This is a genomic window from Pedobacter sp. FW305-3-2-15-E-R2A2 (genome assembly GCF_038446955.1).
Lineage (GTDB): Bacteria > Bacteroidota > Bacteroidia > Sphingobacteriales > Sphingobacteriaceae > Pedobacter.
In genome coordinates this window covers 2,342,830-2,357,567 of sequence record NZ_CP151803.1, presented here as the reverse complement: position 1 = coordinate 2,357,567, position 14,738 = coordinate 2,342,830, and the positions used below count along the sequence as shown (strand labels likewise).

Here is a 14,738-nt window from a genome sequence, read left to right as displayed (position 1 = left end):
GGAAAGCTATTGCCTGGATATAGAAAAGAGTCTGTTGAAATTTACTGAAGCGCAGTCATTTCAAACAGTCCCGGATAGGAACTGACCAGGCCAGATCCATCAAACTTTATCAATGCTTTAAAATCGTTTTCCGTATTTTCATATTTATACCGGTCGTCCGTTAACCTGGTATATATCTGTTCTACCCGTCTTACCTCAAATTTCAGCAGGTCAAAATACAGTACACTGATGCGCTGGCTTTCGCCCAGTTTCATCCTTAACCGCTTTATTGGAAGTGAGTTGGTAAAGGGACTAAGCATGATGTCAATTTCAATACAGCCTTTAAAATGGCTAAGTTCCAGTCCCTCTGCATCGAACCAGTTCCCTGCACCATCGCTCGTATAGACCAATTGCTTAAAATCTCCCTCGATCCTGTTCAGTACAGATACCGATAAAGTGCGCCAATTGGCATCGGTATGGATCCGGTAAGAAAAATTCACTTCCCTGCCATCTGCTGTACCTTCAACTACGGCAGATGCAATCATCCGATGCTCTTCCAGCAACAACTCACAGTGTTCAGTGGTCTGGAGCTTGTTTAACCCTTTCCAGGTAATGCTTTTCTTCATTAGAATTTTAACTGATCACAATTTCACCCCGGTGATGGGTAACCTCACCTACCGTATGCTGGATCATTTCATATCTCGACATCTGAAAATCACCATGTCCGGGAATATCAAATGTAACCTTTTCTTTTAAGCGCTCTTCCGACAATTCGGAGACATAATCAAGGAGATTTTCAGATTGAATCACCAGGTCTTTCAGCAAGGCATCAATGGCACCCTCAAATACCTTTTCTTCGGGAGAACGGTCTTCCCGACATTGTATTTTTCCCATCCATTCTGCTTCCGCAGATAAGAGCTTCGATAGTTTTTGGTTGATATGGGGTTGTTCAGGAGAAACAGCTGCAGTTCCTTCTTTTCTTTCTGTAAGCCGGCTTACCAGCTCATTATTTGCCCATAAATTATAGGCGCATAAGTCTTTTGTCAGGGTTTGCAAATTCATCTTCATTTCGTTCTATGTTTATGATTCAAATTTCAGTGCCAACACTGACAACCCTATGGCAGTCTGAAAAAATATAATATTATCTTTGAAAAAAAGACAGCCATGCCGATTACTTTCAGAACCATCCAAGCCCGCGACAATGAGCAACTTGCCAAAATCATCCGTACTTCTTTAGAAGAATTTAAGGTTCCTAAAATAGGGACAGCACATTCTGATCCAACAACAGACGATTTATTTAAGCTATTCCAAACAGCAGGAAGTTCTTATTTTGTGGTCGAGGAAAACGGTCAGCTTCTTGGAGGGAGCGGCATATATCCTACTGAAGGATTGCCGGAAGGTTGCGCCGAGCTGGTAAAGCTGTACTTATCAGAAAATGCACGGGGGAAAGGAATAGGAAAACAGCTTTTAGAAAAGTGTTTTGAATCGGCCAGACAGCTGGGCTATAATCAACTGTATCTGGAAACATTGCCGCAGTTGGCACAAGCAGTAGGTATGTATGAAAAGGCCGGGTTCAAAGCATTGGATACTGCGCTGGGAAACTCCGGCCATTTTGCCTGTAATATCTGGATGCTTAAAACGCTGGATTAATCTAAAGAAACGAACAACTCCGACTGTGTCAGCCAGACGCCGTTAATTTTTCGCCACATGGCCGAGTAATTTCCTCTGAAAGCCTCGGTCTTATAACTCCAGCTGCCACTTTCCCAAGCCAGAATACCACTATCGCCAATGATGATGGAGCTAGGTAAACGCTCAAATGAAGGTGATTTTTTCGAAAACATCTCTTTCCATACTTTCAGCAGCTTTGCTTTCCCGGAATACTGACCTCCTTCGCCGGAGATCACGACAATATCTTCCATCCAGTATTTGGCCACTCCGGCCACATCCTGATTGGAGATCGCCATATTTGAATCCATCCTTGACAGGCGGATTGCTTCTTCTTCTTGTCTTTTAAAAAATGTGGTATTGTTCAGTGAATTCATATAAAATCAGGTACCGTTAGGAATCAATTACTGGTCGCTAAGATGAGAAAAAATTTAGGATTTACGCTCCAGTAATGTTCTCCAGGCAATCATTAATAAGGCCATCAGCCCAAAACACATCCCCACCCATGGGCTCTGTTTCACCCCCATATCGGCAATTACCCAGCCACTTAACATCGTTCCGACAGATACGCCGAGGTTCCCAAAAGAAGTGGACAAACTATTGGCAAATTCCAGTGCATGAGGTGCCGCCGAAATCAGGTAAGCGGAAGCATTGAGAAAGGTTGGCGCATATAGAAAGCCCCAGATGGCAATCACCAGAATCGTACTCCAGCCACTCCCTCCGGAATACTCCAGCATAAAAGGGACAAGCACCGTTCCGGTAAGAAAGAAAGCAGTGGTTCCGGGAATACTGATACTCAGCATCTTTCCCGCCAGCCAGTTGGCGAAAACACCAGTTATGCCAAATAAGAACAGCATATAACTAATCATTTCCGTATCCATTCCCTTTACCTTTCCAAGGTAATCTGCAAAATAGCTGTAGGTAGAAAACCAGGCAGCTACCATCAGGGAATTCATCATTGCACTGATCAGAAAAGCAGGCTTTTTCAGGATTTTCAATTGCATTCCGTACGACTTCTTTTCTCTGACCGGCATTGAGGGCATTCCTTTGAATATGGCGAGGAGTGCAAGCCCGGTAACCAATGCCTGGACGACAAATGAGGCTTGCCAGTTAAATACACTGGCCATATAAGTGGCAAAAGGTACGGTCGTCACCATCGCAATTGCAATCCCCCCCAATACAATTCCCATCAGTTGATGTGCTTTCTTTTGATCTGCATCAACAAGGGCCGCTGCGATGGCAGTAGAGATGAAAACGGGTTGTAAAAAGGCCGGCAATAAACGTACAAGTATCAATAACCAGAAAGGTGGCGCCAAAGATGAGACCACACCGGTCAGCAAAAAGATGGCAATACTGAGCATCATGATCTTTTTACGGTCAAATCCGGAGGACAATAGCGTCATCAATGGTCCCGTCAATGCGATCACCAATGCAAATGCACTCAGCAGTATCCCTGCTTTGTCAATGCTGATCTGATAATGTTCCGCGACTTGAGGTAAAATCCCTATAACCCCAAATTCTGTACTGATGATGCCAATTAACCCGAGGCATCCGATATATGCAATTTTCTTCATCTGTCTGTAATATGAGCAGCAAAAGTAAAAGCTAAGCCTTAGATTTGCCGGCCGTACTACCCGTTGTACGGAACTAACAAAAAAGTAAGTATGGCCGAAAGAAAAGAGAACTCCACCAATAGCCTGAACAGGAAGTGTATTGTCGAAAGCAATAACCTTAGTTATGCGATAGACATGGTTGGTGGTCGCTGGAAGCTGCTCATTCTCGTCAATCTGGAAAAGAAAAAGTTAAGGTTCAACGAAATCCAGAAAGCGATGTCCAACATTACCGAGCGGATGTTGACCCTGCAACTGAGAGAATTGGAAAATGACGGATTGATCAGCAGAACAGTATATGCGGAGGTTCCTCCAAGGGTAGAATATGAATTGACAGCAATCAGCACAGAACTCATCCCAATATGGAAAAAGCTCTGTGCCTGGGGAGCAAAACATAGAAAGAGCAGGGCTTAATTATTCACCCTGTTTTTTTCTGCTTCTGCGCCGGTCTGGTTGTGTTTCCGAAGATCAGAGAAGGTTTTACCGAAGCGATAGCTGAAGCTCAGCAATACTGTTCTGGAGTCTGAGCGATTTCGCCAGCCTGCCGTAGTCATTGCCAGGTTATTGATTTCCCCATTAACGATTCTGGTATAAAAGATATCACTGGCATTCAGTTTCAGCGTGGTACTTGGAGATAATTTCTTTTGGACGCCTGCATTTATCGCATAAAGTTTGCCGATGGTAAACTGGGCATCATTGATCTTTGTCCGGTACATCCCTCCCAGCTCTGTGCTCCAGCTCTGGTTCAGCTTAAATTGAAAAGTATTGGTTGAAAAGAAAAATGTCCCCTTACTGTTCAGTACGCCATTATAGAAGTCGCTGCTCTTTGAATTTAAATTGGTCAGCTCTCCATAAAACTGCCAGTTCAGCCAGGAAGTGAGGTCTAGCCCGGCATTTACGCTCATACTTTTTACAATCTTGCGGCCAATATTACCTGGTCTGCTATAATAAAGTCCGTTTTTGATTTCGATGGTTTCATTCACCTCATCCTTGGTGTCGCTATAGCTAAAGGTCGTGGTAATCTTATTTTTAAAAGTATGAGAAAGCTCGATACTATGCGTAAATGAAGGATTCAGGAAGGGATTTCCAAGATAATAGGTAAACTTATCCAGGGGAGAAATAAAAGGATTCAACTGCTGAAAGTAGGGACGGTCTACCCTTCTGCCATAGTTTAAACCGATCTGGTTATGACCTGCGGTATCCAGTTTATAAGAAAGATATATCGTCGGAAACAGGTTGGTATAACTCCTTTTGAATGCAGAATCAGGCTTTAGCGGATTCCCCATCTGATGTCCGTCGGAATTGGTATGTTCCAGGCGCAATCCCATTTGAAAAGACCATTTTCCAGCTTCTTTATTCATATTCAGGTAACCTGAATTGATGTTCTCCTTATAGATAAAGTGGTTACTCTTTTCATAGTCAGGTTTCGTCACCTGATTAATCGTATAGCTATACTCCCCTACATTATCCGTCTTTGTATAACTCGTCTTAGCGCCCAACTCCATTTTCCAGTCGTTTTTAAAAGGCTTGCTGTAATCTGCCTTCAAGGTATAAATCTTAATATTGGAAGGCAGTTTCCCCATCAGGATATCTTCCGATTTTAAGCTTTGATCCGGTAAATAAGAAGAATTGTTGATCACCTGGTCATTTTTTGTATTGTACACCAGATAATCGGCATCAACCGTCAGCTGTTGTCCTTTTTTATCAAACTGATGGCGGTAATTCATATTCAGCCCCAGATTTTTAAAGATCTCGTTCTCTTTGGTCAGCGCTTTCACAATAGAATCCAGTCCGCGTTGTGCATTTAAAAGATTGCTGACATTGTTATTCGTTTCCGGTGAGGTTCTGTGCATTCCTGTAAGCACCATGCCCCAGGTCGTTTTCTCCGTCTGGTAATAATCCATCCCTGCTTTACCGTTAAAACCGATACCTTTTCTGCGGATATAACTGTTTTGTTCAAAATAGGATTTCGTACTTCCATCTTCGTTTTTATACTTGCGGAAAAGATCCAGATCTGTAAAATTATTCTGAAAGGTATTGCTCAGGCTTCCAAAGAAATTCAGTTTATGATGGCGGTAGTTCAGGTTAAAGCTATTGTTGCTTCTGGCCAGTTCTCCCTGGGTATAAGCCAGGTTTATCCCCCCGTTAAACCCTCTGGAATTGGTCTTTTTTGTTTTGATATTGATCACTCCGGCTTTTCCTGCAGCATCATATCTGGCCGGTGGATTGGTCATCAGTTCTATCTGGTCTAAGGAAGCCGAAGGCAGGGAACGCAGGTAACTTTCCAGGTCTGCGCCCGACAAATAAGTAGGTTTATCGTCAATAAATATGGTGACGCCCTGTTTTCCCTTCAAACTGATCACTCCATTCTGATCCACCGATACGCCGGGAGATTTTTCGAGTACATCCATTGCTGTAGTTCCTGAATTGGCAATCAGTGCATCAACGTTGACTACCGTTCTATCGATCTTTCGTTCTACAAAGGCTTTCTGTCCTACAATAGACACTTCCTTTAGGTTTTTCGTCGTCGCCATCAGGCTGATATCAGGCAGTGACAGCCCTGAGTTCATTGCAGTGATGTGAAGCACTTCCGTCTGGTAATTCTGATAACCCATCGCCGAAATTTTTATGCGGTAATCTCCTTCGTTCAATTGCTCAAAAGAAAATTTACCATCCTGTTCCGTAAAGCTGCTCTTCAGCAAGGTGCTATCCTGAACCCTGAATAAGGCTACTGTAGCCAGGTCAAAAGCTTGTTTTTGTTCGTTTAACACCTTACCGGAAATCTGCCCTTTGCCTGTACTTTTAGGCGTTACGGAAGACTGAGCAAAGGCAAAATTAGCGGCAATACCTGCCCATGCGACTAATATAGTCACGATACATAGTTTCATTAATTTAGGTTTAGGGGGCTTTAAGAGATCCGGTTAAAGTATTGCTGATTATTTAATTTCATAGTTGTAGGCCAGGATCCAATCGGGACGCTTCAGGTACTTCTTTGCGTACTTTTTATGGGTACTTTCCGGTAAGGTTTTTCCATTCACCACAAACTCGTTCTTATCAATTCTAAAAGAAAGCTTTTCATTTTTCCAGATCAGGCCATCCCTGGTTAAATCATTGGCGATATAGGTAGATGTATTTTCGTCAAATTCTCCTTTATTCAGATAATCCGCCGTAATTCCAGTCTTTAGGGTTACTTTCCTTTTTTCAGGATTGTTATCACTCTCCCGAACTGTAGTTCTGATCGTCTGGCTCGTCGAGGTTTTTACTTTCAGGTCTAACTTCAAATTTTCTTCCACGCTTAACCGATCTCTTTCTGCAGCGGATTTATCTCTTTCCGAAGCCAACCTATCCCTTTCCAAAGCTAATCTCTCCCTTTCCGCAGCCCTTGCATCCTGACCTTTCGCTAAGCGGTCTTTCTTTTGTGCCTGCAGGTCCCGAAAAGCAGCCTGTTTATTCAGCAAGGTTGCTTGTTGATCTCTGAAAGTAGCTTGCTGGTCGCGGAAAGTGGCTTGTTGATCACGTAAAGCGGCTTGTTGATCGCGTAGTGCAGCTTCCTTATCTTCCAGTATTTCCGGCTCCAGACCAGAACGATTTTCAACAGGAACCAGCCCTTTATCGGTTTTAACCAAATGCTGTCCTGATTTGGTTACCGAACTTTTCTGAATGGTCGAATTCAGCTGTTTCTTCTTCAACCTCAGTGTATCCTGCAAGACGACATTGTTTTTCGGCTCCTTTCCTGCACGTTGTGGTCCTGAGAATGCAGCGGTTAAAGTCACTGCAGCCACCAATCCTACGGCAAGTATCCCTTTTTCAATATTATTCAAACTGGGAGTGTCATTAGAGACCATTCTTTTCACCCGCTGTACCAGCTGATCATTCTTTCCTGAGATCGCCATGGCATACTCCGGATTTCCCGGTTGAAACTCCTGGCAGGAAATCAACGCGCTAATATAATTGACCTTATCATGAGTACTGGAAATCGTCATATCATCGCAGCAGCTCTCTCTTTCTTCCCGGATCAGCTTGCTAACCCACAATACTGCAGGATTAAAGAAGAAAACAATCTCCATCAGGCTTTGTAAAATATTAACCAGATAATCCCTTCTTTTAATGTGTGCCAGCTCATGACAAATGATTGCCTCCACTTCTTTTTCTGACAAACCATTGATCAGCCCTATTGGAACCAGGATCAATGGTTTAAGATGTCCGACCACCATAGGTACCTTTACAATCCCTGACTGAACGATCTGTACCACCTGAGTAATTCCAAACTGGAGGGCCAGGGCTTTCACCTTGTTTTCCCAATATATTCCTGCCGGGCTTACCTGTGTATTTCTGATTCTTTTAATGCTGTAAAGTCCTGCGAAAAGCTGAACGCTTCTTGCGCAAATCACCAGGAACCAGATCAGCACTATAGTAGAAGCATAACCACTAAAATACCGAACCGCCTTTTGAATCAGATCTACCGGCTCTGCTCCGGTAAGGGGAACATTCGCCTGAATTTGTTGATCATCAACCGAAGGAGCAATAACTCTTAAAGTTTCAAAGTCAGTCTGAGTTGATTGCTGCCATTCGTAAACGAAGGAAAAACTGCTGCTGACTGCAAATAATATCAAACCCGAAATCAGCAGGTTATAACGCAGTTTAGCACTGGACTTACTCGTAAACACCAGCATCAATGCTGTGATTAAAGCAAGCGCAAGCCCTTGCCAAAGAGAGTGTAATAAGGTTTTAAAAATGATCGTTTCCATTCCTGTGGTTCTTTAAGGATGAATTATTTTTGTTCCAATTGATTCAATAGTGCTTTAATCGTTTCCAGATCTTCTTTCGAAGTTTTTTTATTGCCCATCAGCTGCATCATCAAGCTGCTGGCAGAACCATTATACATGGTATCAATAAACTTCTCTAATAAAAAATCTTTGGTCGTTTGCTCCTTCTCCGCCACATGATAAATGTGCTTCATCTGACTTTCATCCCTGGTCAGGATTCCTTTATCCGCCATGATCTGCATCAGCTTCAATGTCGAGGTATAATTTACCTCACGGTTTTCATTTAACTTATCATTCACGAGACGAACCGTCAGCGGGCCCTGCTCCCACAATACCTGTAAGATCTCCAGCTCGGATTTCGTTGGCTCTATTTGCCTGTTATTTTCAGTGGTCTGTGCTTTCATAATCTAAAGGTAGGAAACTTTTCGTACGAAACAATACTTAGGTTAATTATTTTTAATTATTTCGTTATAAACACACTTAAAACCTCTTATCACCTTGATTAATAAAGATTAACAAAAGAGATATTGTCTAATAAAATTACCTTACAAAAACACAATATCACTATTATATCAAAATTATTACTAAAAACATAATGCATTTTATAGCTATCTTTCGTTATAATTATTAACGTTTTTTATGAAGGATAATGGCTTTATGATAGATTCGGATGGAATCTGCCTATTCATCACCCTCACACTCAGAACCTCTTTAGCCGGGAGGCTGGTCCTTATTTTTTTGAACACGATGTGTGCAGGCATTATTATTCTGGCCACCACAGAAAGAATTACGGCACTCGCTCTGGTGTCGGCATTGGTCTTTTTGTTTCTGATCAGGTACTCTCTATGGAATTTTTACGGTAAAGAATACCTGACCATCAATACAAAATCTATCCGTTATCAGCACGATTACGGATTCTTCAAAACTACTCCTCAAATCAGTAAGATTGGAACAAGTCTGATGGTTCAGGGTCAAAACATCTACCAAACCGGGAAATCGAAACAAGTGCGGCTGGTTTTCATATCACATAATGAACATGACTTCCCGGAGGAAGTGTATCATGTGGCCATCCCCATCACACAAAAAAATGCCAATGCCGTGATCAGGGGGATCAACCTGCTTTACCTGGACAAAGTAACTGACGATTATTCTTTACCGCCAATACACATGAACTAACGTTTACGGTCCAAAATCGCACGATAAGCGCCATCCCAAAGTCCGATTCGCTTTCTTAAAGAGGCCATACTCATCTCTTCCGCAGCTTTCCAGTAGGATTCATTGTCGCCACAAAGGTCAGACGTCATTTCTAATGCCAAATGGCTATGATGATCGCCATCCACCTCAATATGTCTGTCCAGATAGTACTTAAACAAAGAAATCTGATCAGGGAATTTTTTATTCAGGTCGTTCACAATAGATAAGAACATATTTGGAATCAGGTCTTCTCTTCCGAAAGTAAAAGTGCTGGCCTGTACATGAGTTTGCCCGCCATTGATCACACTAAAGGTGAAATCAACAAAGTCGATGGCCTCCTGAGGAGTTCCGGCCAGCTGATAAGCTGCCTTAAAATCTGCTCCGTTTTTTAACGCATTGATAAATCTGCCAATCTCCGTCGTATCTGCTCCGCATTGTTCCATGGCATCCAGGTACATCTCAAAATGGCTCTTCTTATTTCCATGGGCATCTATATCCGATTCTTCACCAGCTACAATCTCATTGATCAGTGACCTGATGTTACCCGATCCTACAGGAAACCAGGGCAGGCTTGTACAGGTCAGGTTAATTTGCAAGGCTTTCAGTAAGGACATAAAGTCCCACACCGCATAAATATGGTATTCCATAAAGATTCGAAGGTCTTCCAGATCGTTGATCACGGAATATACTTTATGGTTGATGATCTCCTGTCTTAACGGCTCAATATCGCGTTGAATTTGTTCAAGGGTACTGCTTATTCTGTTCTCCATTATCATAAAAATGCAAATGTAAACATTCAGTATGATTGAATATTGCTATCTTCCTCTAACTTATTTAAATATGACAATACTTATCATTACCGGCATTGCACTATTGCTCCTGATTGGCAGTATTTTAACTTACAATCAGCTGGTTAAAAAGAGAAACCTCATGAAGGAGGGCTGGAGTGGAATTGATGTTTATCTTAAAAAAAGATACGACCTCATCCCGAATCTGATTGAAACGGTTAAAGGTTATGCTACGCATGAGCAGCAGCTGATGGAAAACATTACCCGATTGCGCAATAATGCCATACAATCCAGCAACAAATCCGAAAAGATTCTTGCCGAAACGGGACTTACGCAATCCGTTGGACAACTGATGATCCTTGCCGAAAACTATCCCGATTTAAAAGCAAACACCAATTTCCAACAGCTTCAGTCGCAATTGGAAACCATAGAATCGGAGATAGAAATGTCCAGAAGGTATTATAACGGAACTGTAAGAGAAAACAACATCCTCATTGAATCTTTTCCATCCAATCTGCTGGCCGCTGCTTTTAACTTCCAGCAAGGCAGTTTCTTCGAAATACAACGCCCTGAAGAAAGGGAAAATCAAAAAGCATCCTTTTAAAATAACGTCATCATGAACCACAAATTTTTCCGATACTACTGTTACCTGCTCTTCTTTATTCTCCTTCAGTTTCCTCAGCAGCTATCTGCACAAACAGAAAGAATTCTTTCTTTTCATTCCGACATTAAGATTGACAGCTCAGGATTGGTCAGGATCACCGAGCTGATCAAGGTAAATGCCAACGGAGACCAGATCAAAAGAGGCCTGGTAAGAACACTGCCCTTATACCGGAAAGATATTTATAGCACCAGGAAAAAGATGGACTTTTTAGTGGAGCATGTTGTCAAAAATGGTATTGAAGAACCTTTTTCTACGAAAGAGGCCGACGGCATGAGGTCTATTTATATCGGACGCGAAAGCGTATTGCTCGAGCCTGGTATTTATGAATACAAGATCGTTTACAGCACCAGAGGACAGGTTGGATTTTTTAAGGATTACGACGAATTGTACTGGAATGTAACCGGAAATGAATGGGCCTTCCCTATTGATACCGCTTCTGCCAACATCCAATTCCCCAAGGGAGCAAAAGGCGGAAATACCGTTTGCTATACCGGCATTGCAGGGTCTAAAGCCCATGATTGCAATTCTTTTAGCGAGAGCGATGGCAGCATCACTTTTAAAACCAATCAGCCCCTTAACCCTGGCGAAGGATTTACCGTTGCTGCGGCCTTTAGTTCAGGCTTCATCAAAAAGCCATCCTTTACCGAGCGGCTGTTTACAGAATATAAGGAAATCGCCATTACCGCGTTGCTGCTAATTGCACTTGGAGGTTATCTTTTCTTCACCTGGCAACGTTATGGAGTAGATCCGGAAAGCCCGACAGTCATTCCCAGCTTTAATGTTCCCGGAGATTTCTCTCCTGCAATGCTCCGCTACTTCAATAAAAGAAAATCAGACCAAAAAGGTTTTGCCACTTCTGTGGTCAATATGGCCGTTAAGAAAGTCATCAGGATCCGAAAAGAGGCAGATGATTATGTGTTAGAGCGTGCTTCTGACGACATCAGTGTACTTAGCCCGGAAGAACAACAACTCTATCAGCATTTACTGGGTACCAGGTCAAAAATTTCCATTGACCAATCCAATAACAATACCATATCCACGGCCAGAAGAGCCTATGAAACCAGTGTAAAAGTGAAGCTTGACTTTGAGAAATACTTTGTTAAACACAGCAAACACCTGATCAAAGGCGTTCTCGCAACTATCGCGGCATTCGCCTTGTTCATGTATTTTGTAGGCGGAGGTTATCCCCTGGTCCTTCTTTTCTTTGCTCCCTTTCTTGGGGCTGGGTTGTTTTGCATTTATATCGGAATAAAAGGTCTGCGCTCCACCTATGGAATCTCTCTTTTCTTAGTTCTATTCGGACTCGGATTTGCAGGTGCCCCAGGCTGGATGCTTTTCCAGTTCATAGGAAAAATGGAACCTACCAGTGCGGTTTTTATCATTCTTGCGACCCTAATGTTCCTCTCTTTTATTTATCTGATCAAAGCGCCAACCCTTTATGGAGCGGCCATGCTCAGTGAAATCGCAGGCTTTAAAATGTACCTGGAAACGGCAGAACAGCATCGGCTGAACCTGCTGAACCCACCGGAACTCAGTCCTCAGCTTTTCGAGAAGTTCCTGCCTTATGCCATGGCACTGGATGTAGAAAATGCCTGGGGAGCTAAATTTGAACAGATCTTTGACGGAACGGATTACCAGCCGGACTGGTACTCCGGAAACAGCTTCCCTTACCGCTCATTCGGCTCAGGATTCTCGAAACCATTAAGTTCTGCCTTTGAAAGTGCCACACCATCGATCAGTACATCTTCAGGCTCAGGTTCTTCTTCCGGCTCTTCCGGAAGTTCCAGCTGGAGTTCTGGCAGCAGCAGCAGCGGATCTTCCGGAGGTGGAGGCGGTGGAGGTGGCGGCGGAGGCTGGTAAAAGCTTCCGGCCTATTTCCCTGCAGCAACGATCACAATATCGCGCTGAACAGCTGTACCTAAATTACTTTGGGTATTGTCCTTTTCTTCTATAACTTCCAGGATATGAAAACCTGCCTCTTTCAGCAGCTCACTTAACATCTGCGCAGTATAAAGTTGAAATTCCCATTTTGTAAATGGCAGCTGCTCCATAAATTCTTTGGCCGCAAATGCGATACAGAAACGGCCACCGGGTTTTAATACTTTGTAAATCTCCGCTGCATAGGCCTTGGGATCTTTCCAGAAATAAAGGGTGTTCACTGTAAAAATCTTTTGAAAGGTATCTGCCGGAAAAGCAAGGTGTTCTCCATCAGACAGCTCAAAAGAAACTGATCCTGACTGAACCAGGTCCTCGTTAATCCTCGCTGCCTCTTCCATCATCGTTGTAGAAATATCCGTTCCGATATATCGTAAGCCTGTTGCCTTTTCCATCAGCAAACCAATATGGCTGCCGTTCCCCTGCCCGATCTCCAAAACCTTTTCATCAGCACTTAGCTGCAAAGATTCAATCGTTCTGGTAATCATATTTTCATTCGAAATTGCCATCCGCTCACCAGTCTTTATTCCAGCCTCACCTGTAGGTTGACTCAGCTGACTGGCCACTGCTCTCAATTCTTCTTCAGTCCATTCTTTTTTCATTATTACTATGTTTTTATTTATTGGGAATGTAAATCTCCATAAAATACCGTTTATCACCTGCTGTTTTTAAGAAATTTACATTCCTAACAAAAAATCATCAGGACAGACAAACAGCCCAAAAGAATGGGACAATTTGTGATAACCGGGAGTCGCTGATGATCAAACACATAAGTACAAAACCGAAACCCTATAAAAAAGATTTACACGAAAACAGCGTTGATACCGGCCGGAAAAGAGATTTTTTTCCTGCTTAATAATGACGATAAGCCAAAGTATTCCGATATTGCGGCTTTATTGGGCATCTCTATAAATACTGTCAAGACACAGATTATGCTTGCCTATCAGTTTATCAGACCATACAATACGAATTAACAACAATGATATTTGCACTAGTCGCCATTAACACCCTAATCTTTATCTTTCTTTCTTTGTTGCACATCTACTGGGTTTTTGGAGGAACCTGGGCCTTAAAAAATGCGTTACCGGTAAGAGTTAGCGGGGAACAGGCCATGAAGCCGGGTAAGTTTGGAACCCTGATCGTAGCATTGGGACTTGCCTTATTTGCTTTTACTACCCTGGCAAACCTTGGCATTGCCGATTCAATGATCGACAGAAGGTACATTCACATTGGCACTTATGTGATTTCCGGGATCTTCTGCCTTCGTGCCATCGGAGATTTCAAATATATCGGACTGATGAAAAGCATCAAGGGAACCAATTTCGCAAAAGAAGACACCAGGACTTATGTTCCGCTCTGCCTTGTGCTTTCTTTATTTAGCTTATCGATCCCATTGATGACCTGCGGACAATAAGCAGGTCCTTACCACCAGAATCCCTGTACTTTTACCGCAGCATCAAAATCTGGCAGTTTCCGGATTTTTTGTTTCAGGCCAACCACCATAGGCACATTTCCGGCGATATATATCGCATTGCTTCCCCATTGCTGTTCTTTTAACCAGTCGTGCAGGTTATCAATGTTGCTGCTCAGTTTTGCAGGAATCGCTTCGAGTAAGGTATCAAAATAACTGGCAAATTCAGCGCGGTGGTTTTCTTCTTTGATGACCAGTGCACCGGCCACATTTCCTTTCCCTACCAATTGCTCCAAAGCCAGGAAATGTCCGACACAGGAGCTGTCGCCAAGACATAAGATTTTCTTACCATCTATAGGTTTTGCGTTGGTCCCTCCTATCCCGAGGTAACAGATCTGATCCCCTTTACGCAATTGAGAAGCCCATCTACTGCCATCGCCATCATGTGAAGCGTCAATATAAAGGGTACAGGTTTGTGTTTCCGCATCCCAACTGGCAGGCGTATAATCCCGGTATACATGTTCCGCGACCTTTGTTTTCATATGTTGCACCGAAGTCCATTTGTTCATATCTACTCCCGGAAGGTGCAGGTCAACTTCGTAAAAGGTAGAAGGGTTCCAGCTTCTGACCTCCAGGACAATCCCCGTTTTTCCCAATTGACGTTCGATTAATTGCAGTGCTTTCCTCTTTAGCATATTCATACCGTATCATTTTATAATCCATTAC

At 42.9% G+C, this 14,738-nt stretch carries 16 protein-coding genes; 6 read left to right on the top strand and 10 right to left on the bottom strand.

What is annotated here, in order from left to right; genetic code table 11:
- Positions 1–41: 41 nt before the first annotated feature.
- Positions 42–605: a putative glycolipid-binding domain-containing protein gene (locus tag AAFF35_RS09785; protein WP_342332265.1), complete on the bottom strand. Its 564-nt coding sequence runs from the start codon at positions 603–605 to the stop codon at positions 42–44.
- 7 nt (positions 606–612) lie between these two features.
- On the bottom strand, positions 613–1,047 hold the full coding sequence (locus tag AAFF35_RS09780) for a DinB family protein (protein ID WP_342332264.1): 435 nt from the start codon (positions 1,045–1,047) through the stop codon (positions 613–615).
- A 96-nt stretch (positions 1,048–1,143) separates the two neighbouring features.
- On the opposite strand from AAFF35_RS09780, the gene AAFF35_RS09775 reads away from it, so the two are divergent.
- Complete coding sequence (locus tag AAFF35_RS09775; protein ID WP_342332263.1) at positions 1,144–1,629, top strand: GNAT family N-acetyltransferase; 486 nt, start codon at positions 1,144–1,146, stop codon at positions 1,627–1,629.
- On the opposite strand, the gene AAFF35_RS09770 is transcribed toward AAFF35_RS09775, so the two are convergent.
- Entirely contained in the window at positions 1,626–2,021 is a 396-nt protein-coding gene (locus tag AAFF35_RS09770; RefSeq protein WP_342332262.1) for a DUF4440 domain-containing protein, read from the bottom strand. The two genes, AAFF35_RS09775 and AAFF35_RS09770, sit on opposite strands and share 4 nt — an antisense overlap.
- Before the next feature lie 54 nt (positions 2,022–2,075).
- Positions 2,076–3,218, bottom strand: a complete 1,143-nt coding sequence (locus AAFF35_RS09765; RefSeq protein WP_342332261.1) for an MFS transporter — start codon at positions 3,216–3,218, stop codon at positions 2,076–2,078.
- A gap of 90 nt (positions 3,219–3,308) precedes the next feature.
- On the opposite strand from AAFF35_RS09765, the gene AAFF35_RS09760 reads away from it, so the two are divergent.
- The gene (locus AAFF35_RS09760) at positions 3,309–3,668 is read left to right on the top strand and encodes a helix-turn-helix domain-containing protein (protein WP_342332260.1); all 360 of its coding nucleotides are present in this window, start codon (positions 3,309–3,311) and stop codon (positions 3,666–3,668) included.
- Here AAFF35_RS09760 and AAFF35_RS09755 read toward each other — a convergent pair.
- The 3 genes from AAFF35_RS09755 to AAFF35_RS09745 are packed head-to-tail and all read right to left on the bottom strand — an operon-like array spanning position 3,665 to position 8,424.
- Positions 3,665–6,142, bottom strand: coding sequence for a TonB-dependent receptor (locus AAFF35_RS09755; RefSeq protein ID WP_342332259.1), 2,478 nt, complete (start codon positions 6,140–6,142; stop codon positions 3,665–3,667). The genes AAFF35_RS09760 and AAFF35_RS09755 overlap by 4 nt on opposite strands.
- A gap of 48 nt (positions 6,143–6,190) precedes the next feature.
- Positions 6,191–8,002: a M56 family metallopeptidase gene (locus AAFF35_RS09750; protein WP_342332257.1), complete on the bottom strand. Its 1,812-nt coding sequence runs from the start codon at positions 8,000–8,002 to the stop codon at positions 6,191–6,193.
- Positions 8,003–8,025: 23 nt separating this feature from the next.
- On the bottom strand, positions 8,026–8,424 hold the full coding sequence (locus tag AAFF35_RS09745) for a BlaI/MecI/CopY family transcriptional regulator (RefSeq protein ID WP_342332256.1): 399 nt from the start codon (positions 8,422–8,424) through the stop codon (positions 8,026–8,028).
- A gap of 235 nt (positions 8,425–8,659) precedes the next feature.
- Between AAFF35_RS09745 and AAFF35_RS09740 the strand changes: the two genes are divergently transcribed.
- Positions 8,660–9,196: a hypothetical protein gene (locus AAFF35_RS09740; RefSeq protein ID WP_342332255.1), complete on the top strand. Its 537-nt coding sequence runs from the start codon at positions 8,660–8,662 to the stop codon at positions 9,194–9,196.
- Here the strand turns inward: AAFF35_RS09740 and AAFF35_RS09735 are convergent.
- Positions 9,193–9,984: a DUF3050 domain-containing protein gene (locus AAFF35_RS09735; RefSeq protein WP_342332254.1), complete on the bottom strand. Its 792-nt coding sequence runs from the start codon at positions 9,982–9,984 to the stop codon at positions 9,193–9,195. The two genes, AAFF35_RS09740 and AAFF35_RS09735, sit on opposite strands and share 4 nt — an antisense overlap.
- A gap of 70 nt (positions 9,985–10,054) precedes the next feature.
- Between AAFF35_RS09735 and AAFF35_RS09730 the strand changes: the two genes are divergently transcribed.
- Both AAFF35_RS09730 and AAFF35_RS09725 read left to right on the top strand, forming a co-directional pair.
- The gene (locus AAFF35_RS09730) at positions 10,055–10,606 is read left to right on the top strand and encodes a LemA family protein (protein WP_342332253.1); all 552 of its coding nucleotides are present in this window, start codon (positions 10,055–10,057) and stop codon (positions 10,604–10,606) included.
- Positions 10,607–10,618: 12 nt separating this feature from the next.
- On the top strand, positions 10,619–12,526 hold the full coding sequence (locus AAFF35_RS09725) for a DUF2207 domain-containing protein (RefSeq protein WP_342332252.1): 1,908 nt from the start codon (positions 10,619–10,621) through the stop codon (positions 12,524–12,526).
- Positions 12,527–12,537: 11 nt separating this feature from the next.
- Here AAFF35_RS09725 and AAFF35_RS09720 read toward each other — a convergent pair whose 3' ends face one another.
- Positions 12,538–13,203 carry a class I SAM-dependent methyltransferase gene (locus tag AAFF35_RS09720; protein ID WP_342332251.1) on the bottom strand — a complete coding sequence of 222 codons (666 nt, stop codon included), beginning with the start codon at positions 13,201–13,203 and terminating at the stop codon, positions 12,538–12,540.
- Between the two features lie 377 nt (positions 13,204–13,580).
- Here AAFF35_RS09720 and AAFF35_RS09715 point away from each other — a divergent pair, with 377 nt between their 5' ends.
- Positions 13,581–14,015, top strand: coding sequence for a DUF3995 domain-containing protein (locus AAFF35_RS09715; RefSeq protein WP_342332250.1), 435 nt, complete (start codon positions 13,581–13,583; stop codon positions 14,013–14,015).
- An 8-nt stretch (positions 14,016–14,023) separates the two neighbouring features.
- Here AAFF35_RS09715 and AAFF35_RS09710 read toward each other — a convergent pair whose 3' ends face one another.
- Positions 14,024–14,713, bottom strand: a complete 690-nt coding sequence (locus AAFF35_RS09710; protein WP_342332249.1) for a siderophore-interacting protein — start codon at positions 14,711–14,713, stop codon at positions 14,024–14,026.
- Positions 14,714–14,738: the final 25 nt, after the last annotated feature.